The 23,542-nt window shown below is 50.3% G+C and carries 23 protein-coding genes; 10 read left to right on the top strand and 13 right to left on the bottom strand.

The window, feature by feature from the left end; genetic code table 11:
• The first annotated feature begins 80 nt into the window (after window positions 1-80).
• Both SPIRS_RS13235 and SPIRS_RS13230 read left to right on the top strand, forming a co-directional pair.
• Window positions 81-494 carry a hypothetical protein gene (locus SPIRS_RS13235; RefSeq protein WP_013255193.1) on the top strand — a complete coding sequence of 138 codons (414 nt, stop codon included), beginning with the start codon at window positions 81-83 and terminating at the stop codon, window positions 492-494.
• A 21-nt stretch (window positions 495-515) separates the two neighbouring features.
• Window positions 516-911 (top strand): (deoxy)nucleoside triphosphate pyrophosphohydrolase, encoded by a 396-nt coding sequence (locus SPIRS_RS13230; RefSeq protein WP_013255192.1) that lies wholly within the window; start codon window positions 516-518, stop codon window positions 909-911.
• Here the strand turns inward: SPIRS_RS13230 and SPIRS_RS13225 are convergent.
• Window positions 904-2,187, bottom strand: a complete 1,284-nt coding sequence (locus SPIRS_RS13225; RefSeq protein ID WP_013255191.1) for a glucose-1-phosphate adenylyltransferase — start codon at window positions 2,185-2,187, stop codon at window positions 904-906. The two genes, SPIRS_RS13230 and SPIRS_RS13225, sit on opposite strands and share 8 nt — an antisense overlap.
• 108 nt (window positions 2,188-2,295) lie before the next feature.
• On the opposite strand from SPIRS_RS13225, the gene SPIRS_RS13220 reads away from it, so the two are divergent.
• Window positions 2,296-4,599, top strand: a complete 2,304-nt coding sequence (locus SPIRS_RS13220) for a DEAD/DEAH box helicase (protein ID WP_013255190.1) — start codon at window positions 2,296-2,298, stop codon at window positions 4,597-4,599.
• Window positions 4,596-5,774: a ribonuclease H-like domain-containing protein gene (locus SPIRS_RS13215; protein WP_013255189.1), complete on the top strand. Its 1,179-nt coding sequence runs from the start codon at window positions 4,596-4,598 to the stop codon at window positions 5,772-5,774. Before SPIRS_RS13220 ends, SPIRS_RS13215 begins: the two co-directional genes overlap by 4 nt.
• On the opposite strand, the gene SPIRS_RS13210 is transcribed toward SPIRS_RS13215, so the two are convergent.
• Complete coding sequence (locus SPIRS_RS13210) at window positions 5,741-7,198, bottom strand: glycogen synthase (protein ID WP_013255188.1); 1,458 nt, start codon at window positions 7,196-7,198, stop codon at window positions 5,741-5,743. The two genes, SPIRS_RS13215 and SPIRS_RS13210, sit on opposite strands and share 34 nt — an antisense overlap.
• A 136-nt stretch (window positions 7,199-7,334) precedes the next feature.
• Between SPIRS_RS13210 and SPIRS_RS13205 the strand changes: the two genes are divergently transcribed.
• Window positions 7,335-8,453, top strand: coding sequence for a hypothetical protein (locus SPIRS_RS13205; RefSeq protein ID WP_013255187.1), 1,119 nt, complete (start codon window positions 7,335-7,337; stop codon window positions 8,451-8,453).
• 33 nt (window positions 8,454-8,486) lie between these two features.
• Here the strand turns inward: SPIRS_RS13205 and SPIRS_RS13200 are convergent, their stop codons facing one another.
• From SPIRS_RS13200 to trxB, 3 genes are read right to left on the bottom strand one after another with little or no spacing between them, the layout of a single operon-like run.
• Window positions 8,487-9,386, bottom strand: coding sequence for a GNAT family N-acetyltransferase (locus SPIRS_RS13200; protein WP_013255186.1), 900 nt, complete (start codon window positions 9,384-9,386; stop codon window positions 8,487-8,489).
• The gene (locus SPIRS_RS13195; protein ID WP_013255185.1) at window positions 9,383-11,059 is read right to left on the bottom strand and encodes a glycoside hydrolase family 3 protein; all 1,677 of its coding nucleotides are present in this window, start codon (window positions 11,057-11,059) and stop codon (window positions 9,383-9,385) included. The genes SPIRS_RS13200 and SPIRS_RS13195 overlap by 4 nt, the downstream gene beginning before the upstream one ends.
• Window positions 11,060-11,065: 6 nt before the next feature.
• Window positions 11,066-12,031 carry a thioredoxin-disulfide reductase gene (gene trxB / locus SPIRS_RS13190; protein WP_083771483.1) on the bottom strand — a complete coding sequence of 322 codons (966 nt, stop codon included), beginning with the start codon at window positions 12,029-12,031 and terminating at the stop codon, window positions 11,066-11,068.
• 153 nt (window positions 12,032-12,184) lie between these two features.
• On the opposite strand from trxB, the gene SPIRS_RS13185 reads away from it, so the two are divergent.
• The 5 genes from SPIRS_RS13185 to csrA are packed head-to-tail and all read left to right on the top strand — an operon-like array spanning window position 12,185 to window position 16,563.
• Window positions 12,185-12,679 (top strand): hypothetical protein, encoded by a 495-nt coding sequence (locus SPIRS_RS13185; protein ID WP_013255183.1) that lies wholly within the window; start codon window positions 12,185-12,187, stop codon window positions 12,677-12,679.
• Between the two features lie 9 nt (window positions 12,680-12,688).
• A complete protein-coding gene (gene flgK / locus SPIRS_RS13180; protein ID WP_013255182.1) occupies window positions 12,689-14,572 on the top strand; it encodes a flagellar hook-associated protein FlgK in 1,884 nt (627 codons plus the stop codon).
• A gap of 11 nt (window positions 14,573-14,583) precedes the next feature.
• Window positions 14,584-15,828 carry a flagellar hook-associated protein 3 gene (locus SPIRS_RS13175; protein WP_013255181.1) on the top strand — a complete coding sequence of 415 codons (1,245 nt, stop codon included), beginning with the start codon at window positions 14,584-14,586 and terminating at the stop codon, window positions 15,826-15,828.
• 31 nt (window positions 15,829-15,859) lie between these two features.
• Complete coding sequence (gene fliW, locus SPIRS_RS13170; RefSeq protein WP_013255180.1) at window positions 15,860-16,318, top strand: flagellar assembly protein FliW; 459 nt, start codon at window positions 15,860-15,862, stop codon at window positions 16,316-16,318.
• Window positions 16,312-16,563, top strand: a complete 252-nt coding sequence (csrA, locus tag SPIRS_RS13165; RefSeq protein WP_013255179.1) for a carbon storage regulator CsrA — start codon at window positions 16,312-16,314, stop codon at window positions 16,561-16,563. Before fliW ends, csrA begins: the two co-directional genes overlap by 7 nt.
• A gap of 6 nt (window positions 16,564-16,569) precedes the next feature.
• Here the strand turns inward: csrA and SPIRS_RS13160 are convergent, their stop codons facing one another.
• From SPIRS_RS13160 to SPIRS_RS13125, 8 genes are read right to left on the bottom strand one after another with little or no spacing between them, the layout of a single operon-like run.
• Complete coding sequence (locus SPIRS_RS13160; RefSeq protein WP_245537592.1) at window positions 16,570-17,772, bottom strand: HD-GYP domain-containing protein; 1,203 nt, start codon at window positions 17,770-17,772, stop codon at window positions 16,570-16,572.
• Entirely contained in the window at window positions 17,678-18,355 is a 678-nt protein-coding gene (tsaB, locus tag SPIRS_RS13155) for a tRNA (adenosine(37)-N6)-threonylcarbamoyltransferase complex dimerization subunit type 1 TsaB (RefSeq protein ID WP_013255177.1), read from the bottom strand. The genes SPIRS_RS13160 and tsaB overlap by 95 nt, the downstream gene beginning before the upstream one ends.
• Window positions 18,352-18,780 carry a tRNA (adenosine(37)-N6)-threonylcarbamoyltransferase complex ATPase subunit type 1 TsaE gene (gene tsaE, locus SPIRS_RS13150; protein WP_013255176.1) on the bottom strand — a complete coding sequence of 143 codons (429 nt, stop codon included), beginning with the start codon at window positions 18,778-18,780 and terminating at the stop codon, window positions 18,352-18,354. The genes tsaB and tsaE overlap by 4 nt, the downstream gene beginning before the upstream one ends.
• 12 nt (window positions 18,781-18,792) lie before the next feature.
• Window positions 18,793-19,056 (bottom strand): hypothetical protein, encoded by a 264-nt coding sequence (locus SPIRS_RS13145; RefSeq protein WP_013255175.1) that lies wholly within the window; start codon window positions 19,054-19,056, stop codon window positions 18,793-18,795.
• A 45-nt stretch (window positions 19,057-19,101) separates the two neighbouring features.
• The gene (locus tag SPIRS_RS13140; RefSeq protein ID WP_013255174.1) at window positions 19,102-20,220 is read right to left on the bottom strand and encodes a PilZ domain-containing protein; all 1,119 of its coding nucleotides are present in this window, start codon (window positions 20,218-20,220) and stop codon (window positions 19,102-19,104) included.
• Window positions 20,217-21,128, bottom strand: coding sequence for a hypothetical protein (locus tag SPIRS_RS13135; protein WP_013255173.1), 912 nt, complete (start codon window positions 21,126-21,128; stop codon window positions 20,217-20,219). The genes SPIRS_RS13140 and SPIRS_RS13135 overlap by 4 nt, the downstream gene beginning before the upstream one ends.
• 25 nt (window positions 21,129-21,153) lie before the next feature.
• Window positions 21,154-23,091, bottom strand: coding sequence for a flagellar filament capping protein FliD (gene fliD / locus SPIRS_RS13130; protein ID WP_013255172.1), 1,938 nt, complete (start codon window positions 23,089-23,091; stop codon window positions 21,154-21,156).
• A 34-nt stretch (window positions 23,092-23,125) separates the two neighbouring features.
• Window positions 23,126-23,503, bottom strand: coding sequence for a flagellar protein FlaG (locus SPIRS_RS13125; protein WP_013255171.1), 378 nt, complete (start codon window positions 23,501-23,503; stop codon window positions 23,126-23,128).
• Between the last annotated feature and the right edge of the window lie 39 nt (window positions 23,504-23,542).

Below are 23,542 nucleotides of genomic sequence, written 5' to 3'. Positions count from 1 at the left end.
GAGAATTTGTTGACGACCGACAATCTTTCTTGTATGTTTTGTATCAGGATTTTTATGTCCAATCAAAGAGGGGTGATGTGATGGTACAATTCTACGTCCTTGCAATACTTCTGAATTTCATCGGTGGAGCTCTCCTTGCCGCCGATTATTTTGAAGAGCGATTTCCCATTTTGGTACAGATGCGAAAGGGATTGGAAGATCGGCCCGGTCTTCGTGTTTCCCTGATCATTCTTACCGTGCTTGTCGGTATCTTTAAGCTGCTTACCGTTACTTCCGGGGATGTACCGGTTGTCGGCGACCTTCTGCCTGCGCTCTCTCTCTTCCTGCTGGGTTTTATACAGGCCTTGGACTATTATATCCAAAAAAGTGACGTCGGCGGTGAAGGGCGTGAGCATCTCGAAAAGATATTTATCGCCAACCAGTCCGTGTTCGGTGTTGCCGCAATGGTCATCGCCGTGCTTCATTTTTTGTTTCCTGCAGTGCTGTTTCTCTAACCGACAGGTGGTATGAGGGGTATGCAACGTATCTCAACGGCGGGAATTGCACGGCGGGGAAGTAAGTACCTTCTTGCTCTCCGTAAGCCCGGGACAAGTATTGGTGAAAGTTGGGAATTCCCCGGTGGAAAGGCCCGTTTCGGAGAGCCTCCCGAAGAGGCGCTGAAGCGGGAATTCTTTGAGGAGTTTCAGATCCATATTCTGGTGGGCCGAATGATTTTTCATGGTTCCTTCTCAAATCGTGGTACCGATTATGAGTTACAGGCCTTTGATATCAAAATTCTTGGGGATGGTTTTACCCTTGCAGAACATCAGAAAATCGGTTGGTTCACCCTCGATGAAATGATACGGCTTTCCATGGCAGATTCCGATCGTTCGATTTTGGAGTTCTTACGAAACAAGCCCGTTACTATATAATGGTTCCCGCCGGAACAATACCGTTTTTCGGAATGACGATGATTCCGTCCACGATCCAGTAATAGCCGTAGTCGCCGTCTTTTCTTTCGATAGGGTCGATACCGAGCCTACATCCATCCCCAATGCGTGCGTTGAGATCGATGATTGCCTTCCTGACGATAGTTCCTCGACCTATACCGATGTTGGGGATTCCCTGCTCCTCGTTCTCCTTTTTCTGCTCCAAGGTTTCGTAGAAGTTCGCCCCCATGCAGTAAACCCCATCGAGGTTGGCTCCCGACTCAATAAGTGTTCTGATACCGATTACCGAATTGACAATTGAGGCGTTGGTGATGATGCTCCCCTCGGCCGCAAGGGATTGACTGATGGTACAGAAATTCATCTTCGTTGCGGCAAGGTGCCGACGATGAGTGTATATGGGTCGTTTTTCATCGTAAAAATTAAAAGCCGGGGTAAGAGAGACAAGATTGAGATTCGTCTCATAAAAGGCTTTGATGGTTCCGATGTCTTCCCAGAATCCGGTAAAGATATAGGTGTTTACGTATCGCTCACCAATGGCAATAGGGATAATCTCCTTGCCGAAATCGGTGTAGTTATTATCCAACACCTTTTCAAGGGTCTTCGCGTTGAAAATATACATACCCATTGAGGCCAGATACTCTTTACTTAGATCCACTTTCGGTTGATTCTCCGGCAGGAGAGAACGATCAAAGGCCATATGTGAGATATCGTCTTCCGGGTCCGGTTTTTCGATAAAGGATACGGCGCGTCCCTTTTTATCTGCACTGATGATGCCGAGGCCGGTGGCGTTTTGCCGAGAGACGGGAGTGGCAGCTATGGTCACCTCGGCTCCACTCTCGATATGCTTATTCAACATCTCCGCCAGATCCATGCGATAGAGCTGGTCCCCTGAAAGGATAATGTAATGACTCGGCGACTGATCGCGAAAGTGATAGAAGTTTTTTCTGACCGCATCCGCCGTCCCTTGATACCAGCTGTTATTATCGAAAGTCTGTTCGGCCGCAAGAATTTCGACAAACCCGTTACTAAAGACATCAAAAATGAAGGTGCTTGAGATATGATTGTGAAGGCTTGCAGTATTAAACTGTGTAAGAATGTAGACTTGACGAAGCCCTGAGTTGATACAGTTGGAGATTGGTATATCTACAAGCCGATATTTTCCCCCGAAAGGGACCGCCGGTTTAGCCCGCTCTTTCGTAAGAGGAAAAAGCCTGGTGCCTTTACCTCCGCCCAATACAATAGCCAATGGTTTATTCACAAAGCACCTCTTCCCTTCAGCAATCACAGTTCACATTACCTAGGGTAAATCAGTTTGATCACTGGGTCAAGGATTTTCAGCAGATGAAAAGCTTGGTAGAATAGTTTCATGACATCACCACTAGAAGGGATTCTTGAAGAGCTAAAACGTGATCGATCCTTTGCGTCAAACGTGGGGGCCTGGAAGCGGCTTCCTGCAAGGGAAGGATCCTATGCTCCTTTTCCGAAGGAGCTGGATGAGCGTATCGTTACGGCGCTTGGGCAACAGGGAATCGGCCAACTCTATTCCCATCAGCGCCTGGCTTGGGAAAAGATACGTGCAGGTGAACACTGTGTCGTTGTAACACCGACGGCAAGCGGAAAAACCCTTGCCTATAATCTTCCCGTGATGCAGAGGCTTCTTGCCGAACCTGAGGCTCGAGCCCTTTATCTCTTTCCCACAAAGGCCCTTAGTCAGGATCAGCAGTCGGCCCTGAACGATATCGTTTTGTCCGACGATCTGCCCGTAAAAATAACGACATACGACGGCGATACTCCCAAATCTCTTCGGGTCTCGGCACGGGAAAGCGGTAGGATCGTTATCTCGAATCCTGATATGCTTCATTCGGGAATCTTGCCGAACCATCCGAAATGGATCAAATTCTTAAGTAATCTCCGTTTTGTCGTTATCGACGAAGTACACACCTACCGTGGTATCTTCGGTAGTCATATGGCCAATCTTATGCGGCGTCTGGTACGCATTGCAGGCTTCTATGGCTCAAAGATTCAGTTCATCTGCTGTTCCGCGACCATCAAAAACCCCGGAGAGCTTGCGGAAAAGATCATCGGCGAACCTGTTTCTGTGATTGAGGAAAACGGTGCTCCTTCCGGTGCGAAAAACCTTATCCTTTACAATCCTCCCCTGGTAGATGCCGTCCAGGGAATCAGGCGGGGAGTGGTTCTCGAAAGCCGTGATATTGCCCTCCGTTTTCTTCGAGGTGGAGTAAAAACGATTGTCTTCGGGCGTTCGCGGATCAGGGTGGAACTCATCGCGGACTATATCAACAAGGCCCTTGCGAATCATTTTAATGAGAACCATCGTACCCGGGTGGAGGCTTACCGCGGAGGCTATCTTCCGGGAGAGCGGCGTCAGATCGAACGCGGCCTGCGGGACGGGAGCATCAAGGGGGTTGTTTCCACCAACGCCCTTGAGCTGGGTATCGATATCGGCGGTCTTGATGCCGCGGTCCTGGCAGGAATACCCGCTTCCGTTTCCTCGGCGCTTCAGCAGTCGGGAAGAGCAGGGCGTGGGGCCAGCGAGTCGGTGGCGGTCCTGGTCGCTTCCGCCAGCCCCACGGACCAGTATCTTGTCGGACACGAAGACTATTTTTTCGGCCGTTCTCCCGAAGCAGCCTCGATTAACCCGGAAAATCTCTATATTCTTCTTGATCACCTTAAGTGTGCACTCTTTGAGCTTCCCTTTTCCGAAGGAGAGGATTTTGGCGGAAATGATACCGAGCCTCTTCTCTCCTACCTTGAGGAGGAGGGGGTTGCCAGGTATACCGGAGGTAAGTGGTTCTGGGCCGATCGCGGTTATCCCGCGGAAGGGGTGTCCCTTCGATCGGCTTCTTCCGAAAATGTGGTTATCATTAATACGACAGGGGGAAAGAACGAAGTGATCGGGGAAATGGATCTGCCTTCGGCCAAGGAACTGCTCTTTCCCAAGGCTGTTTACCTGCATCGGGGACGCCAGTTTCAAAGCCTCAGGCTTGATGTTGAAAACCGCCGCTGTGACGTCGAGGAGTCAAGCCTCAACTACTATACCGATTCCATCGTAAAAAGCGATATCAAGCCCTTGGAGATCGATCTTGAAGAATCCTTTCCCTGGGGATGCGCTCTCCTTGCCGATGTGCTTGTCAGAAATCAGGTTGCAAAGTATAAAAAACTGAAATTTGCGACACACGAAAATATCGGCTATGGTGATATCTCTCTTCCTGAAGAAGAGATGCACACTCGAAGCTTTATCCTCCGTTTCGACGAGGGCGGGGTACCTGCCGGGCAGTTCTCCGAGGTAGAGGCTGCTCTTGCCGAAGAGGTGATTGCTCGGAGTGCAAGCCTGCTTCTGAGCGTTGCTCCACTTTTTCTTTTGTGTGATCACAGTGATATTGGAGTAAGCGAACGGCTGCGCGATCCCCATTTCGCCCTTCCCGCAATCTATTTCTATGATAAGGCTCCGGGAGGAATCGGTCTTGCAGAATCGATGATGAAGGCCTTTCCCGCTATTTTGAAGGCTGGGGCCGAGCGGGTCAGTTCCTGTAGCTGTGAGAGTGGCTGTCCCTCCTGCTGCGGCCCGGACCTGTCGCCAGACGGAGGACGCAAGGAGGCTGTCGTGCGTTTCCTTAACGGATGGGTCAGGGCTTCCGGTCTTGGATGATGAAAAAGAAGCAGCTTGCAGGGAGGCTCGCCCGGCTGAGAGCATCAAAGGGGCCCGGAGTAACGCCTCCTCTTCATGCTTCTTCGGCTCCTGTGAAGAATTTCTCGCCTGAGTTTATCAATCGAGGCTGGGAAAAACTCTCCGATTATCTTTTTCGGCGGGTCACGCCTCTTCCTCCCGTGGATATTCGTCCGCTGCTTTCTTCTCATCCCATATTACTTCCTGCAGGCGAGCCGGCAGAAAATCTTCTTTTTTATGATTTGGAAACGAGCGGCTTAAGTGGCGGGGCCGGTACTGCCGTTTTTCTGGCCGGCTTTCTACGTCTTGTCCCCATTGAAAATAAGGGAAGGAGGAATACGTTTTTCACTCCCGAGGCCACGCAGCTGTTCCTGGCTGATTTCCCCGGCGAGAGGGACTTTTTAGAGGCAATTGGAGAGCTTATAAAGCCGCAATTACTCTATCTTTCCTACAACGGTAAAGGGTTCGATCGCCACCTTCTTGCAAGCAAATTTCGGCTACATGCTCTTCAGCTTTCCATGCCGCGGCAGCTTGATCTCCTCTATCCGGCCCGTAAGTTCTGGAAGGAGCGACTTCCTGACTGTTCTCTTTCGACCGTGGAACAGGAGATCCTTGGCCTCTGGCGTGAACTTGATATTCCCGGAAGAGAGATTCCCGATCGTTATTTCAGCTGGCTGAAAAGCTTCGATATAGAGGCCCTGGAACCCGTCTTTGCACACCACCTGCAGGATCTTTTTTCGCTTCTGCTCCTTTTGCGTCGGTTCGAGTCGATGGCGCTATCCCCCTGTGATTGTACCGCTCGGGAGAAGGGTGTTCTCGGGGAGCTGCGATACCATACCGGTAGCAGGGATGATGCGCTGGAATTGCTGCAGCTGGCATGGGAAGAGGGGAATGCAAGGGCGGGGAGGATAGCCATCCTCCTACTGAAGCGTATGGGATATCGCGAAAAGGCCGCCGAGCTTGCCGGACAGATGTGGGAACAAAAACGTTCCTTATTTGCAGGAATCGAGCTCGCCAAATACTATGAACACGTTGAGCACAATCCTACCGCTGCCTTGGAACTAGTGGAGGCGATGCTCGAACGGCGAGCCTTTCTTTCGGAGCGGATACGTAAACAGCTCTATCATCGCCGTGGACGGTTGATTAAGCGTTTGTAGAGTTTTTCGTATGCTGCCGCCGAGTCTTCCCATGAAAAGTGGGCCCTCATGGCACGTCGCCGCATTGCGTCGATGGCGTTCCTGTCATGTTCCCAGAGATCAAGGGCATGCCGAACCGTCTCGACGATCTGGTCGGGAGTACACTGCGGAAAGACAAAGCCGGTGGCTCGATTTCTCCCTTGGCTTTCGGGAATGACCGTATCTGCGAGGCCCCCCGTTTGGGTAACGATGGGCAGACTCCCGTAACGGAGGGAGTAGATTTGGTTGAGGCCACAGGGTTCGTAGCGACTCGGCATGAGAAAGAAATCGCTCCCCGCCTCGATCACATGTGCCAGCTTTTCATTAAAGGTAAGGAATACCCTTAGATTAGGATGGCTTTCGGATATTTCCAGAAGCCGAGATTCGATCCATGAAGCCCCTGTTCCAAGCAAGACAACCTGTACCTTATTACCTTCGAGAATACGCTGAAGGGCTCCGTTCTTTTCATCAAGTAGCTCCACGAAACCCTTCTGTTCGGCGAGGCGTCCAACCATACCAATGATGGGGATTGAAGGATCGACAGGGAGGTCGGCCTCCTTCTGCAGCCGTTTCTTTGCAAGCGCTTTGCCGGAAAGGTCATCGGCGCCGAAAGAGACATCAAGGAAGGGATCATTCGCCGGATCCCACTCTTTGTAGTCGGCACCATTAAGGATACCGCTTACCGACCCCGCATGATCGGCAAGGAGCGTATGAAGGCCCTCCCCAAATGCCTCAGTCATGATCTCCTTTGCATAGCTAGGGCTTACGGTGGTTATATGATCGCTGTTTATGATCGCCGATCTAAGAAAATTGATCTGGTCACGATAGCCGGCGGGCCGATCGGAAAAGGAGTCCCACGTTAAGGCAAGGGCGTGGATATCCTGCTTGGAAAAAACTCCCTGGTAGGCAATATTGTGGATGGTAAAAATCGTTCGTGCTTCCGCCATGACTCCTGTTTTTTCGTACTCGGCAAGATATGCCGGTACCAAGGCTGCCTGCCAGTCATGGAGATGAAACAGATCGGGGGCAAGATTTAACCTTCTCGAGGTCTCAATGGCTCCTTTGGCCAGAAGAGCAAAGCGAATATGATTATCACGATATGGTTGCCCGCCATTTTCCCCATAAAGCCCGTCTCTGGAGGAAAAAAGGGGGTGATCCAGGAAAATTACCGATAGTTCACCGTTCCCATCGATAGGGGTAAAGAGTCTCAAACTATACTCTGCAAAACCGAGTGAAATCAGCGGTACAAGGGGAAGTTCCCGAAACGAAGCAGTATCGATGAAACTGTAACGGGGCATGATGATTGTGACCTGATGACCTCGCCCTGTTAAAGCACGGGAGAGGGCCGGAACAACATCTGCGAGCCCCCCTGTCTTGGCGTAAGGTACAGCTTCGCTTGCAACCATGACGATCTTCATTCCTCTATTAGATCATGGCCTCTTTTAACAGTCAACTACTGTCCGGAATCGTGGTGGAAAATGAATAAAATCTCCTTTTCTCGTAGTTACTTATAGTAAGAACAATACGAAAAAGGAGTTTCCCATGTTTCATCCCCCCTTCTGCCCCAACCCCCATTGCCTCAACCACTTCTCTCCAAAAGGCCACTGGTTCTTTAGAACAGGTTCCTACTCTACCCAAACCTCTCCCCGTATCCAAAAGTTCAAATGCAAAACCTGCCACCTCTCCTTCTCCACTCGCACCTTCAGCATCGACTACTGGACCCATTTCCACCTCCCCTACACAACCATCCTCTCTCACCTCGTCACCAGCTCCGGTATCAGGGACCTCTCCCGTATCCTTAAGGTCTCATGCTCCACCATCTCAGACCGTATCCGTCGCCTTTCCCACCAGTGTCTTGCCTCTTCTGCCTCCCTCACCTCAGACATGAACCTCCACGAAGACCTGGTCGCAGACGGCTTTGAAAGCTTTGTCTGTTCCCAATACCTCCCCAACAACATCCACATCCTGGCAGGAAAAGACTCCCAGTTCTGGTTCCTCTCCGACTATGCACAGCTGACCAGAAAGGGACGTATGACCTGGTATCAGAAGAAGAAAAACAGGGTAATCAAGGAGAAGCTAAAGGTCTATAGAGGAAGTGTTTATCAGTCCTTTCAGAATGTCGTGGCAAAGGTGTTTGCCCTGACAGAGCAATCGGAGAGGGATAGGGTGAAGTTGTATACCGATGAGCATACGCAATACAAAAGGGTGATGAAGGGACTACCGGAAGGGGTGGCAGGAATGATAGAGCACCACAGGATCAGTTCGAAGAGGGTTCGGGATCTGTGTAATCCCCTCTTTAGTGTGAATTACCTTGACAGGGAGATACGGAAGGATGACTCGGATCATGTGAGGCAGACGGTCCAGTTTGCCCGGAGTACGGTGAATATGCTGGAGCGGCTTGAGATCTACCGGTATTATCACAACTTTATGAAGCCCTATCGGGTTGGGGGAAAGGATGAGAAGCGGGGGCAGACACATGGGGTGGTGGCTGGGATAGAGGGAAAGAGGATAGCGTCCGAGCTGAGGACTCTTTACAGTAGGCGGAGGTTTTTCTTACGGAATCAGCCCATGAATCGGAGTGGGAGGGAGCTGTGGGTCAGGTGTATTCCTACACCCTTACGGTGGATGATTGACTATCTTCCTTCTTATGCATGGGCATGATAATATCACCATGATTCCGGACAGTATCACTATCTAAGCGCCAGCCGACCTTTGGATCAGAGGGTAGGTAATGGCATAACTGCAACGCGTCCTAAAACCGAGAGATCGGTAGAGTGCGACGGCAGCTTCATTATCACGACGGACATAAAGCGTTTCATACTGTCCTCGAGATGCAACCGCGGCCATCACTCTTTTCAAGGTTTGATATGCTATCCCCATTCCCCGATATTCCGGCCTGGTGTAAACCCCTCCAATTTGGCAATAACGGAAGGCAATGGCGTTTGTGCCCGCCTTCGCTACAGGAATCTTTCCCACCATGGCACCGAAAATCAGCTGCCTGCGGCATTGGTTTCTAAAGTGGATGAGTCCGGCCTCGTCGTTGTAGAGCCGAGGATCGGTAACCACCTCTTCTATCTGGTAGGCCCGCTCCACGGGGAAAAAGTGTTCCGCATCATCGGCAGAAAGGCGCCTAACCGAAAGGCGAGGGATGGTAATTCGTTTTTCTTTTTCTCCCTCTACCTCTTCCGCGAGTTTGCGGGTCATGAGGTAAAAGAGTTTCCTTTCCGAAACGGTACACCGAAGAGCTTCTTCGCTCAGTCTTACATCCTCTTCTCGCCCCAACAGACAGTAGATTGCTCTATACTCTTTTCTGAAACGCAGGAGAAGGTCCTGTAATTCATCATAACGGGGGGGATGTGTTTCATGGAAAAGGGGGAGATAGAGGCCGTTCGAACAGAACAACACGAGGCCTCTGATCCCTTTGTTATCTTCTGTTTCAGGGAGATACCAGAGCGACCCACTCTTTTTAGGTGGCAGCTTCGGTATGCCGTATTCCTGGATTCGTGAGGCAAGGGTTGCGGCACGGTACTCTCTGGGGGCAAGAAACTCCATGATGCGCGGAAGATCTTGCTGACCCGCTTTTTTCCAGTTCATTGTGTGTTGAGGGAAACCGGTACGATTCCTGTTGGCTGAAAGGCCCCGGTTAAGGCAGAAAACCCCGCTTCTATGGACTGCCTGCCTGTTCCATAGACCGCAAGCGCGTTTTCAACCCAGGGAATGTCCTTTAGGTAAATAGGTGTAAGGACAGAGATGACATAAATTCGATCGGCAAAGCCTTTGAGTTCTTCGAGAACCTGGGCGCTGTTGGGATTTGCTATACAAAAAACAACGGTATCGTAGTTTTCCATACGTTGTTTTAAGCGTTTTATAACCTGTGGATCGGCGCTGAAAAAGGGTGAGTAATCATAATCAAAGCTGTCGGCACCGGGAAAAAAGGTAGCACCTATAGAGAGAAAGGCGTTCAACTGTCCGACAAGAAGCACCTTACCCGCTTCCTGTGGCTGTAAGGGCATTGCCTCGCCGCGAATAAGAGAGACACTTCGATGTGCCTGGGAAAGAAAAAAAGCGGAGCCGTCGGCATCGGGAATCTGCTCGGCAATTTCACGGGGGTCGGGATGGAGAGGAACCGCATCTTTTCCTCTCAGATACCGAAGCTTGGTTTCGATGACTCTTCGTGCAGCTTCCCGCACCACTGCGGTTGTTTCGGGGGATTGACGCATTGCCGAAAGCATGTGTTGGCGAATCTTGCGATAGGTATCGGTATCTCTACTCACCATGATCATGTCATTACCTGCAAGAATTGCCTGAAGCGATGCTGCGGGGACTCCACCGTAGACTGCAGCGCCGTTCATCTGCATATCGTCGGTGATAATAAGCCCCTGAAAGCCGATTTTTTCCCGCAGAAGCCCGGTAAGCAGGGTTTTACTCAAGGAAGCAGGTTCGTCCGTGCCCGTTATTTTGGGATAGGCGATATGCCCGCTCATGATCGCCGGCAGGCCCTCCTTAACGAGAAATCGGTACGGTACAAGCTCCCTGTCCCATATCGTTTGAAAGTCGGCATTGATGATAGGAAGGGTTCCGTGAGAATCCTTATCCGTGGCGCCATGACCGGGATAGTGCTTTGCCGTGCAGACGATGCCTGCTTCCTGCATGCCGTGAAAATAGGCAACAGAGAGCTGAGCAGTTTTTACGGGATCGGATGAAAAGGCCCGGGGACCAATAACGTCGGCCTTGGGATTTGTGTAAACATCTACGGTAGGGGCAAAATTCATGTTGATGCCGAGGACCCGAAGTTCTTTGCCGATATAATAACCTGTTTTATATGCGTCCCAGGCAATCCCTGAAGCTCCGATGGCTAAATTCCCGGGAGTTACACTTGTATCCCCTTTTACATGACGAACCCATCCCCCCTCCTGGTCGGTTGCCACGAAAAGCGGGATGGAAAATCGATTTTCCTCACTCAAATGTTGAAGCGTAGAAACGGCGTTCCCCAGTTTGAGGAGATTACCGGCGTTCCAGCCGAAAATCTTGATACCGCCGATCTCATAGCGATCCACCCATTCGATGATCTCCTTGGAAGGATCCTCACCGAAATAACCGACAAGCATAAGCTGTCCGACAAGTTCCTCGTCGCTCATCGCATCGGCAATCGATTTCGAAAGTTCTTCCGCTGGAGCCTCGTCATAAAAATCGAGCGCCCCAAGGCCGAAACAGGGAAGGAGCCAGAAACAAAGTAGAATGAGAAGTACGGCCCGGGGATTCGACATCACTATTTAGGTGTAACTCTGGCCCTTTAGGTCGTCAATGTATTGTGATGCACAATGGGTGGCGATTGCGCCATCGCTTGCGGCCACAACGAGCTGCCTGAAGGGGGTATTTCTCACATCACCGACCGCATAGAGTCCGGGAATCTCTGTTTCCATACACTGGTTTGTAACGATGTACCCTGCCTCGTCCTTCTCTACCTCAGGGAGAATAGCGGTCTGCGGGTCAGATCCGATGAAGACAAAGACGGCATCGACTTCTTCTTCATACTCCTCACCGCTTTTATTGTTGAGAAAGACTCCTTTCTCAACCTTCATGGAACCCTTTATCTCTTTCAGTTCTGTGTTGAATCGTACTTCAATATTCTTATTTGCCACGACCCGATCGGCAAGTGCCTTTTGGGCTCGAAATCGGTCTCGCCGATGGATGAGGATGACCTTATCGGTCAAATTCGCCAGGAACATCGATTCATCACAGGCCGCGTCTCCGCCGCCGACTACGAGAATCTTCTTGTTGCGGAAAAAGGGCCCGTCGCAGGTTGCACAATAGCTCACCCCTCGGCCGGTAAACTCTTTTTCTCCGGGAATACCAAGATGACGGTGCTTAGCACCCGTTGCAACGATAACCGTAAGGGAGGTAATAATGCCCTTGGATGTCTCGATGTTGAAGATATTATCCTCTTTTTTAAGTGACCTCACTGTTGCCGTCAAGAACTCGGCACCGAAGTTACGGGCTTGCTGTTCAAAACGTTGTGAGAATTCTATACCTGAAATCGGTTCGGGAAAGCCGGGATAATTTTCCAAGTCGGCTATTATCAGGCATTGGCCTCCTGGCGCCATTTCTTCGATGATGACCACTTTCAAATTGGCCCTGGCAGCATATTGTGCTGCGGTGAGTCCCGCTGCCCCTCCACCGATAATCGCTACATCGTAATCGGTATTCATGCGCAATCCTCCTAAAAGCACCTTCAGCATAGCATAAGATGCAAAAAATGTGAACTACAGGTAAATATATTAAAAATACTATATAATGACAACCTGTGATTTTTGTAGTGTTTCGAATCCTGGTGAAACTCTTCTTAACAGTCGCATAAATAATGCCGATGATAAAGGATGAGGAGCGTTCGTATGCAGTCATTGATGAAAAAACTGGAAAAGAGTATGGAGCAGGAGCGGGACCTGATTTTGCAGTTTTCTCTCTGGGAGCGGGAACTGAATCAACATGTTTGCAAGCGAGACTGGAAAGAGCTTCAGAAGGTGATGGCGAGTGCCAAAACGCTTTCCGATAAGCTTGATAAACAGGAACAGACAAGATGTGAGGTTTTCGCCCAGCTGCGGGATGCGGTTGGGGAGCTTCCTGATGCAGGATTTTATCAGGTGGCTGTTCATCTTCCGGCAGAAGAACGGGAGCGTCTTTCCGCTCTGTTTCGTGAGCTAAAAATGGCAGTTGTGAATTTGCGCGGGATTGTTTGGGGAATCGATGCCTATGTGCGGGCCGTTCAGGGGACGCTAAAGGGTATCATCGGAGAGATGAGTCCAATGCGACGTGGAACAATCTATGCGAAAAACGGCGGAGCTCGCCAAAGTGAGGCCGGCCCCCTGATTCTGAATCGGCAGTTATAGGAGCCTTGTATGCAGTCAGCCTTTACCGGAATTGAGATGGGAAAACGGAGTGTCGTAGCTCATGCCCAGGGACTATCCACGGTCGGCCATAATATTACCAACGCCGCAACCGAGGGGTACAGCAGACAGCGAGTCGAGATGTCTCCCTACGAACCGATCTATGTCCCCGGCCTCAACCGAGAGGAGACTGCAGGTCAGATGGGGCAAGGGGTTGTTACAGAGAGGATCAGCCGTGCCCATGATTCCATTTTGGAAAGGCGGATCGTCTCTCAATCCTCGGGAAAAGGGTATTGGGATGTGAGAGATTCCTATATTTTGATGGCGGAACAGGTCTACAACGAGCCCTCAGAGCTCTCTGTGAGGGGCCTCATGGATAAATTCTGGGAGTCCTGGCAGGACCTTTCCCTGCATCCGGAGGATAATGCCTCCAGGCTTGCAATCATTGAGCGCGGTGACTCCCTGATGGATGGGATTCACCGGCGCTATGAGGGACTCAAGGATATCAGAGAGATGCTGGAACAGGATATCCAGGTAACGGTGGACCGTGTTAATAACATCACCAGCGATATCGCCGATCTTAATCGTGAAATCATCAAGGTAAAGGCGATGGGAGACGAGCCAAATGATCTTCTGGATCGTCGCGATCTCCTTGTAAGAAAACTTGCGGATATCATCGACATCAGTGTGGATGATAGGGATCCCGATGAATTTACCGTTCATTCCGGGGGAATGCATCTGGTTCAGGGGGATGTGGTAACGAAGATTGCCGCCGATCCTGATCCCCGAAACGAAGGCTACAGCAGGGTCGTATGGGAGGCTTCCGGAGAGGATTTCCGACCGAAAAACGGACGTCTTGCAGCAATGGTTGAGCTTCGGGATGGCGATATTCGCAAAGAGATCCAGGAACTCGACACCATGACCGTTAATTTTGTGGATATGGTGAATGAAGTCCACCGGGCCGGCTACGGTCTTAACGGGAAGACCGGTATAGATTTCTTTACCGAGTATCCCTTTGTGGCCAATGCCAATGGAAATTACGACCGAAACGGCGACGGAGCCTTTGATTCGACCTATATCTACCGGATCAATGGAAGCAACAGCCTGAATCCTCAGGAACAGGTGGGAATAAGCGGGACCCTCCGCTTGTCCGGTAGCGATGGCACGGTGGAAATCGATTATGAACCCACCGATACGGTAGATGACATTGTAAAACGCATTAATGCCTCAGGTTCCGAAGTTGTTGCCCGTTTCGATCGTCTTGGCAGACTTTCTCTAAAAGGGACCCCCGCGGCTGGCATAGAAAACCCGGATTTTGTGATCCGCGGCATCGAGGATAGCGGACAGTTTCTTGTCGGATATGCCGGGATCTTAGAGGAAAGTGGGCCGGAAGGTGCGTATAGCTGGGACGGAGCCGACGGCGTTCTCGCGCTTCGCGGCGGAGAGGATGGGGCAGGGTATGCGGTCGCTCCCTTGAGCCATCCTTCCGGCTGGATCGAGATCAATCGCCAGGTTAAGGCCGAGCCTGCAACGATAGCGGCAGGTCTCGGTGAAAACGGGCGTCCCGCTCAGCCTGGAGATGGTTCTGCCGCTCTGGCTATCGCCGCCCTTCGAGATCGCGACGTCATGGTTGGCAGTTACCGCAGTTTTGATGAATACTTTTCCAGTGCCGTTGCAAGGGTCGGGTTAAAAGGTGAGACCGCCCAGCGGTCATTGGAAACCGAAGAGGCCATTATGAAGGATCTTTCGGATCGGCGGGAGTCGATTGCCGGAGTCAACCTTGATGAAGAGCTTGCAAACATGATCAAATTTCAGCACGGCTATGCTGCGGCAAGCCGTTTTATTACAGCGGTCGACGAGATGCTCGACGTCATTATCAACCGCATGGGTGCATAAAGGTGAAGTAGATGAAACGCGTTAGTACATATCAACCCAATTACGATATGCAGTACTATCTCAGACGGCGTAACAACGAGATGAGCAGGGTCCAGAACCAGATTGGTAGTCAGAGCAGGATTACCAATCTCCGGGACGATCCCATTGCCGCCGCACATTCGGTCCGTTACAAATCGGCGGTCGACAGGCTTTCTCAGTTCGATCAGAATGCTGCAATGGTTCTTGATGAGGGAAGAATTGCCGAGAGCTACCTCAAGAGTGCCAACGATATACTCCACCAGGTCCGTGAACTTGCCGTCAAGGGAGCAAACGATACCTTGAACAAGGACGATAAGCGGATGATAGGTGGCGAGATTGATCAGCTCCTCAAGGAATTAGTCGAAATCGCCAATGCCCGAGGCCCTGACGGGACCAGTTTTTTCGCCGGTGACCGGACCATGAGCCCCGCCTATCGAGTCATCCAGGGAAGTCTTGACGGGGGGAGGAGCTACGGGGTTACCAATGTTGAATATATAGGGACCATTACCCCTCCGAAGGCTGAAGTAAGCTCCGGTAACTATATTCAGGCCGGGTTTTCCGGTAACAATCTCTTCTGGGCGGAACAGCAGCAGCTCTTTTCCGGACGGGATGCTTCCTCCTATACCTTAACGGAAGATTCTCTCGTGCGTATCGACAATGAATATGTCAAGCTTTCTGCCGGGGATAATATTCATGCAATCATTGCAAAGATCAATGATTCGGCAGCCGCTGTAAAGGCATCTCTCGATCCGGTGGAAAATAGTCTTGTGCTCTCTACTACTTCGCCGCATCAGCTTTGGCTTGAGGATGTCGGAGATGGACGGGTTTTGAAAGATTTGGGGGTTATCGCAGAGATAGGGAAGGCTCCCTACAACCTTGCCCGGGGGGCAAGCCTTTCCGGCGGCTCTCTCTTTGATATGGTCATGAATCTGCGTGATTCTCTTTTGAAAGGTGATACCATTGAAATTGGGGGAAGTGCTTTAAAGGGTATTTCCATGGCTCAGGATAATTTGATTGAAACAATGTCGGGGCTTGGTTCCAGGGATGAGCGTCTTCAGTTGATCCGTCAGCGGATTGCTCAGGAAAGGCCTGAAATAGTGAACAGGGACAGTCAGGAAACCGATGTTGATTTGGCCGAAGCTATTACCGATCTTACCGCTCTGGAGCAGAGTCATAAAGCAGCGCTCCAGACCGCCGGAAAGATACTTCAGCCGACCTTGCTTGATTTTCTCAGGTAGCCTGAAGCGGTGAAAGAAAGGAGACGGTAACATGAAAGTACAAACCAAGCCTTACGGCCTTATCGATGTTGATGAACGGCAACTGATCAGTTTTCCTACGGGCATATTCGGCTTTGAAACCCTCAAGCGTTATGTGTTGCTCGATGCCATCCAGCAACCCTTTTATTGGCTTCAGTCGATCGATGTCCCCGAGATTGCCTTTGTCCTGATTAGTCCCTTCATTTTTCGTCCCGATTACGATCCTGTTCTTTCGAGCGATGAGTACCATGAGATTGGGCTTGAAGGAAGCGATGACGATGATCTATTGCTTTTCACCATCGTTACCATACCACCGAACAATCACAGCGGTATGACGGCGAATCTTCAGGGGCCTATCATTATCAACAGAAAAACGAGGGTCGCACGGCAGGCAATCGCGGGCGACACAAACTGGCGTACCAAGCATCTGATCATGGATGAGTTTGCCGGGCAAAGGAATGCGGCATGCTGATCCTTGCACGGAAGGTCAATGAGCGGATTATCATCGGAGACTCAATTGAGATATCGGTTGTCGATATTCGTGGTGATCAGGTTAAGCTGGGCATAGAGGCCCCGCGAAACGTCAAGGTCTACCGCCATGAGGTCTTTGAGGCCATACAGGAAGAAAACCGGGCTGCCGCTACGTCGAATGTTACGGATCTCCCTGAAATCGATCTTTTTGCCGGAAAAAAAAAGAACCCTTCCGATAAGTCCTAAGAATCCTCAGGAAAACTCATCATCAAAGTGGTCATGTACCTCGGCAAAACGGTCACGCAGCTTTTTAAAGTGTGCTATAATCGCAGGATCGAATTGAGTTCCTGCACCCTGCAGGATAATTGAACAAGATGTTTCGTGAGGAATGGGATCTTTGTAGCTCCTTTTCATACGCAGCGCATCGTAGACATCACAGACTGTTACGATTCTTGCCGCAAGAGGTATCATATCTCCAGCAAGGCTATAAGGGTATCCATTGCCATCCCATCGTTCGTGATGGTGAAGAGCAATCTGTTTTGCCATGATATTGGGATACGAATTGAGAATATAGGCACCGTTGATGGTATGCTCTTTCATGATTATCCATTCTCGTGCATCCAGAGGGCCTTCTTTGTTTAAAATATCGTCGGGCGTACCGATTTTCCCTACATCATGCATAGGTGCAAGAAAATAGATATCATCGATGAATCCGGGAGTGACCTGCTCCGAAAAAGCAGAATCATCACCCATGGACGTGGCAAGTAGTCTGGCATATTCGCCGACACGTTTAATATGGTATCCCGTGTCGTTATCCTTTAGCTTCGACGCCTCCAAAAGGCTAAGAAAGGTACCCCTAAGCAGTGTCCGATGTTCATGGGTCACATCGTCCACCATCATGATCCAGAATTCCGGCACTTCTTTTGACTCCTTTTTTCTGACAGGGGAAAAAAGGAGGTTCAACTCTACCGGGAGTTTCAGCTTGCTCGGAAGATAGAGCCCTTTCTTGGTAGAATAATGCAACTCTTTGCTTCGCAGTTCGGCAAGAAGGAGTGTGGCGGCCTCAGCCGAAAGCGTCGGAGAAAGGAGCTTCCCCAATCCCACACCGGGGCTGCTGTCGGTAAAGAAGGAAAAAAAGGCGGGGTTTGCCCACCGGACATGAAGGGTTTCGTCGATTACTGCACAAGGCAAAACAGTATGCGCCAGCATTGACGAAGTATTCAAATCGGAAATGTCGAGATGAGGGGAAAGGGAAGAGGCTATCTCGTCTAGCTCTTCGACTTCTGTAAGCTCTTCGAGATCTCCGATACTTTCTACCTGTCGGATATCACTGCCGTTCGTGATGAGCCCCCTCTTCTGTCTATTTTTTACGCGACAACTCCGCCTCACTTTGTCGGAGATAGAAGGGGCCTGTCCCTTCCTTGTCGGCTCCCCTCTGATTATAGTGGTTTTCACCACAGCGCGCCAGGGCAAGGCCGACTCCTTCTCTCCGATAAGGATCGAGCATCCAAAGGGGAGAGGAGCTTATCTGTTCAAGGAATAGATCTGCCCCGGGGCCGGTGAGAAGAAGCTCGCTTTCTCTCTTCTCCATCCTTTCCCGAATGATACCCTGTATCTTTTCAGCATCAAGGTCCAGGTAGTCGGTAACCCGTTCTCCAGAGAGGTAGAGCGCACAGTAAAAACGCCCCTTTCTGGCATCGATAAGCGGTAAGACTGCCGTGGCAATATCTTTTTTGCCCCAGGCCATGGCATCGAGGGTGGAAACCGAAACGAGGGGAACATGTGCTCCCACAGCTATCCCTTTTGCGGTCGCCATGCCGATACGCAGACCGGTAAAGGAGCCGGGCCCCCGGGAAGTAACGATGAGGTCGAGCTTATCGGCGGAGAGTTCCTCCTTTTTTAGCATCTCGTCGATCTCAGGCATGAGCCGTTCCGCGTGGTGAAGGGCACCGTCTATGACAAGGTTTCGTATGGTCCGGGAGGTTTCAAGTCTGATAGACAAGACCTCTCCACTTGTATCGAAGGCAAGGATGTTCACGGCTCCTCCTCAGGTTCGCCAATGACGATGGTACGTGTCCCATCGTCATTGATGCCGATAGTGATATGAATGAGCCTCGAGGGAAGGGCCTCTTCCACCTTTTCGCTCCATTCGATAAAGGTAAGCCCCTTGCCGTAGATATACTCTTCGAGTCCCAACAGTTCAAACTCTTCGACCGAATCAATGCGATAGACGTCGATATGATAAAGGGGCAGGCTTCCTTCGTACGCAGAGGCAATGGTGAATGTCGGGCTCGTCACCGCTTCTTGTATCCCCAGGAAGGAGGCAACGCCTTGTATAAAGGTCGTTTTTCCTGCACCAAGAGGGCCGTGCATACAAACGACAGCCCCGGGGCTAAGGCCTGCCGCAAAGTCGGCCCCCAAGGCTTGCGTCTGTTCGCCACTTGATGTTTTATGCTCTTTCATCTGTTTTTCCGTTCAGGAGAGTCTTCCCTCACGTTCCTGTTCGGCAATATACGCCTTCATGCTCTTGATTGCCGGCAGAAGAGGGTAATCAATGTGATCGAGGAAGGAAACAGCTATATGCGTTCCGCCTGTGGGAAGGTGTTCGATACTAAAGCTGACACGCTTATCCTGCACCTCTGTCCCTATATGCTTAATTGAAGCTACTGCGGTAAATTCCCGTCGATAAAGGATGGCTAAATCCTTTTTGCGGATCTCTTTTAGTCCTAACACCTGCATAGTGCTATACTGTAGGAGAAATCGCCGGTCTTGGTCAATTATCGGTTAACGTTTTTTCGCGACGGAATCTTCAAGTCCGTAGACGTAGGAGTTGATTCGATTGAGGTGCTTTCTGCTCATCCGGGTGAATTGGATGTGCATAATGCCTCCAATGGGCCGAAGCCTTGAAAGACTCCGCACCTTCCCATACACCACGACTTGGTTTGATCCCCGGCCTGTCTCAAATTCGAGTTTGATCAATTCGCCCGTTCCAAGGGGATAGTTGCTCTTCATTGCGCAGCCTCCGGCGGAGATATCGTTGATCGTGCCGAGGGTACCACGCTTATGCTCGACAACCGCCTTCTTTTCCATATTTTTTCCGCTTCCTGCTGCCAAGACCCTGATGGGGTAAAAGTAGGCCGGTCGACTCATTTCTCGCCTACGGTAACGCCGTTGCTGCTCTTTCTTGATTTTTCCTGCATGCTGAATGAAGAGACTTGAAACTCCCCTCAACTGGTTATAGCCGAGGACCTTGCTCTCGAAGCTGTAGCCTTGCCCGTTCGAGCGCCAGAAAAAGACCTTCACCTTGGTCCATTTTTTCCAGCGTATCTGGTTACCGCGATTATCAACAGGAACTGTCAGGCTGAGATTTTTTTGGAGATTGCCGTTTATCTTGGATTGGAATCGATTTCCAGCCTCGTCCTGAATTGTGAGAGCCTGGCCCAGAGGAATCTGCTTTGATGAGCCGTAATTACCCGTCCCTCCTCCTCCTGAGCGTTCGAGTTTCTGCTTGATCCTGTAGAGCTCCAGCTTCCTTGCTTCCTTATCCACACCTGGATGCGGGTCCGTTTCAATACTGGAAAATGTCTTTTTTAATGCAAGATCAAGACTTTGACCGCTTTGGAGTAAACGCAAAGGAGAGGTGTTTGATCCCTGTGCTATCTGCATGAGAAGCGTACTTTCTCTCTTATTGAGACCTCGAGCCTGTGCATGCCGCTTGAATGTACGTTTGCTTCCCCTACTTGCGGTTCGTGATCTGGTTCCGCCACCGCCTTTGCCGCCGACAAGAAGCAGAATTCCAAAAAAAACTACGACAACGATAACCCCTATAATAGTCGTTCTGGGGTCGCTTTTTTTGATTGTGGGAACAAATTGCAAAAGAGGAAGTGTTGTTTCCCACATCATCCCGCTTCATTCTCCTTAAGAACGGATTCTATCTCCGTACAGAGGCCGGAGATACGAGGAGCTATTTCATATTCGACCAGATCGCCAATGAGCACGGCATCTGAAGAATCGAAGGCATCGGTAAGTTCTGCAAGAATGGGATTAAGTTCCCGATAGAGCGTGCCGACTCGTAGGGACTCTTTCTCTTCGAGCACGTCAATATCGCAGCAAGCCTTTAGGTAGGGAAAAAGGCGCGTCAACTTTCCGTACAATTCTGTAAAGGTGACAATCTGCTGCATGGCCTCGGAGTCCTTTCCCGTCTGAAGTAATATAGGAAGATCTTCCAGGACGGGAACGATTTCCCGAAGTGCAGCAACCGCATTGTCAAGTTCCTTTCTGGGATTCTGAACTTCGTCGAGACGGTCTCTGATGAGTACTTCCAGATTTCTGAAAAAATCAATCAAAGCGAGAGCCTGAGGCCCAGGTTTACCCAGTGCCAGACCTGATGCGGCGAGGAGTTGATCAAAGCGAGCGGCAAGTGGTTCACCCGATTCTCCCGGATTGATAAGAGGATCGACAGAACCCCTAACGGGACCGTATTCGGCAAGCAATTGCTGAACAATCTCAAGATTTGCCGAAGCAAGAGCCTGCTTAAACATGATAATGTAATCCAGAAGAATCGTTAGGTGTTCATTTCTCTGCTCCAGAAAGGATGAAGCCACGAGATTGATGGTTTTAGGCGAGTCGATGGAGATATTTCTCCAGCTCTCTTTGTCCAATAGGTCGGCACGTTTCCCGTCGATCTCAATTCCCGTTATTGAATACTCATTTCCCTTTAGCCACCCTGATATGCCGGCGACAACTTCCCCTATCGTCTGTTCATCTTCAATCGTCACATCGAAAGGAACACTGTTAACCAGAATTTGCACCCCATTCTCCTTCATGTATAGTGCTTTACTGCCCGGAGTTGTTTAAATTATTCAAGGCACGGCTGTTTTCCTGCATAGTACTCAGGGCACTCTCCATCTGTCCGTATTTCACCTTGAGCTGCTGCTCTTTGCGTTCTAAATCGTCTTCCATTTCCTTAATATCATCATCGGTATCATCTATTCGTTCATTTAGCCCCGATACCCTGGTCGCAATTAAGCCTCCTGTTTGGGTATAGTAGGAGGTATATTGATCCATAGCATAGCCGACACCAGAGTCCACGACAAGATCCCCGTCGCTGTCCCTTCCGAAAAGTTCCTTGATTGCGGGTAAGAGGTCGGATTTCAATACCTCATCAAGCTTTGCTTCGTTGATCTCAAGGTAACCGCGCAGCCTTTTTTGATCCACCCCGCCGCCGAAGCCTGAACTGTTGGTCGATATCCCAATCTGATTGAGCATGGAAAGTCGATTGTCTGCACTGGTTTTGTAGGGTGTGATGATCAACTGCTGCAGCCTATTTTTCAACTGCATAAAGGTGGTGTCCCCCTGAAAGATTCCGAGTTGATCCTGTGCAGTTTTTCGTTCGTCATCGGTGAAATATTCGATCTCATCTATGATCGATTCATTTGTATCGGTCATGATATTGATGCGGGTTAGAAGCTGGTTGTAGCTGCCGACAAAGGCTATGATATCGTTTTTGATCGTTTCGCGGTCGGGTTCTATATGAATATCCACGGGCCCGTCGGAAGGGGCCTGTATATGAAGAGTAATACCGGGTATCACATCATCAATCTCGTTATCCGGCCGCCTGACCTCGATTCCTTCGATTTTGATGATCGAATCTGAAGCGGCAGATATTGCATGTGCCGGGGATGCATCCCCTCTAACCTCAGGATCGGTGATGGCTATCTTTTTGACAGTAATCCTCCGATTGGTATTTCCCCCGTTGTCGATTTCCAGTTTTTTTGGAAAATCGGAAAGTTCGTTTCTCCCCAATACGATTGTTGCTTCGGTATCCTCACCGGAGATCGGTGATAAAGCGTTCCCGTCAATCGAAAAAATATCCTTTGATTCGCTGTAGGGTGGGGGAGGCGGAGGCTGCCATGGGGGCACTTCAACCTGGCTTTCGCTGTTCTGGATGGTAATTCCTTCGTAGGTGAGCCCCTCGGGAGGAGAGAGTGATGGTCCGCTGGGTGGGGATGGGGGTGAGTACGCCTCTTTCGGTAGGTTTTCGACCGTGTAGGTGACCGAGAGCTGCTGCTTACCCGTCAGCGCATGATTGATATCTACTGTCTGACGCTCTCCTGGCTCTGCCGTTTTATTGGGTGTCAGCGAGAAGCTGTCTTCTACCGGTTCTTCCAGCATTCCCATATCAAGGGCAAGGGCTTTGGTTGCATCATCAAAGAGCAGCTTGTTTTCCTCACCGGTTTTCAAGCTGTTGATCACCATTACCTTTGTATCAAAGGTGTCCCGTACCACCGAAGCCGCAAGAAGACCTGTTCCCCGGCGGTTTATCGCCTGTGCAAAAGAATCAAGGTCGCCGCCTCGGAATTTTACTGATACCTCTTCGTCTCCTATCCGAAATCTATATGTTCCCTCCGGAACATGATAGTCATTCGGTAGTGAATCGCTAGCGAAGCGATCGGCGGAAGCCGCTTGTATGACCTCCACGGAACTTGTCGCTTCTTCGGCCTGACGGCCCGCCGTTGCCGTGAGTGCATTTTCTTGAGAGGAACCGGCAATCAGATTTTGAAAGGGGTTTTGAAAGCCGTAGAGTTTTTTCGCACTATCCCGAAAGCGATCAATGGTTCTATTGATCACCTGCCAGGCATCTTTTTGCTGCTTATACTCTTCTTTTCGATCTTCAAGGCGATTGAGGGGGATACGCTCGGCATCCATGATCGCCTTGATCATTTCATCTGTCTTATATTTACTATTTACGCCCGGTATCGATAAATCAGACATGCCTTGTAAAAGCCCCCGAAACAAGGGGGACCTTTCAGATCTCCTCGTCGATCAGAAGGCCGATGGCCTCCTTCATCCTGCGATGAAGCCGCTGAAGTTCCTCCGGGGGTATCTCCTTGATCACCTTATCGGTTTGTCGGTCCACCACCTTTACTACTATGGTACCGAGATCGCGGTTGAGAATAAATTTAAGTTTACGATCGAATAGACTCGTCATCCGGAGAATATCTTTCAAATAACCTTCCGCATCTTTTTCAGAAATTGGCGCGGCTGCAGCTTCCTTTTTGCTTTGTTCTTCCGCAATACGCTGAGCTTTCGCCTTAGCCTTCATGGCCTGGGCCGCTTCACTGTTTCTACGGATCGTTTCCATTCGAGCAGCGTTATTCGATAGATTCTGTATGTCGAGTTCCATAAGAACCACCTCTTTAGAAAAAAAGACAGGGAAGGGGCG

The organism is Sediminispirochaeta smaragdinae DSM 11293, assembly GCF_000143985.1.
Classification (GTDB): domain Bacteria; phylum Spirochaetota; class Spirochaetia; order DSM-16054; family Sediminispirochaetaceae; genus Sediminispirochaeta; species Sediminispirochaeta smaragdinae.
Note: the sequence above shows the minus strand (reverse complement) of the source record. Positions and strands in the feature narration are given on the sequence as shown.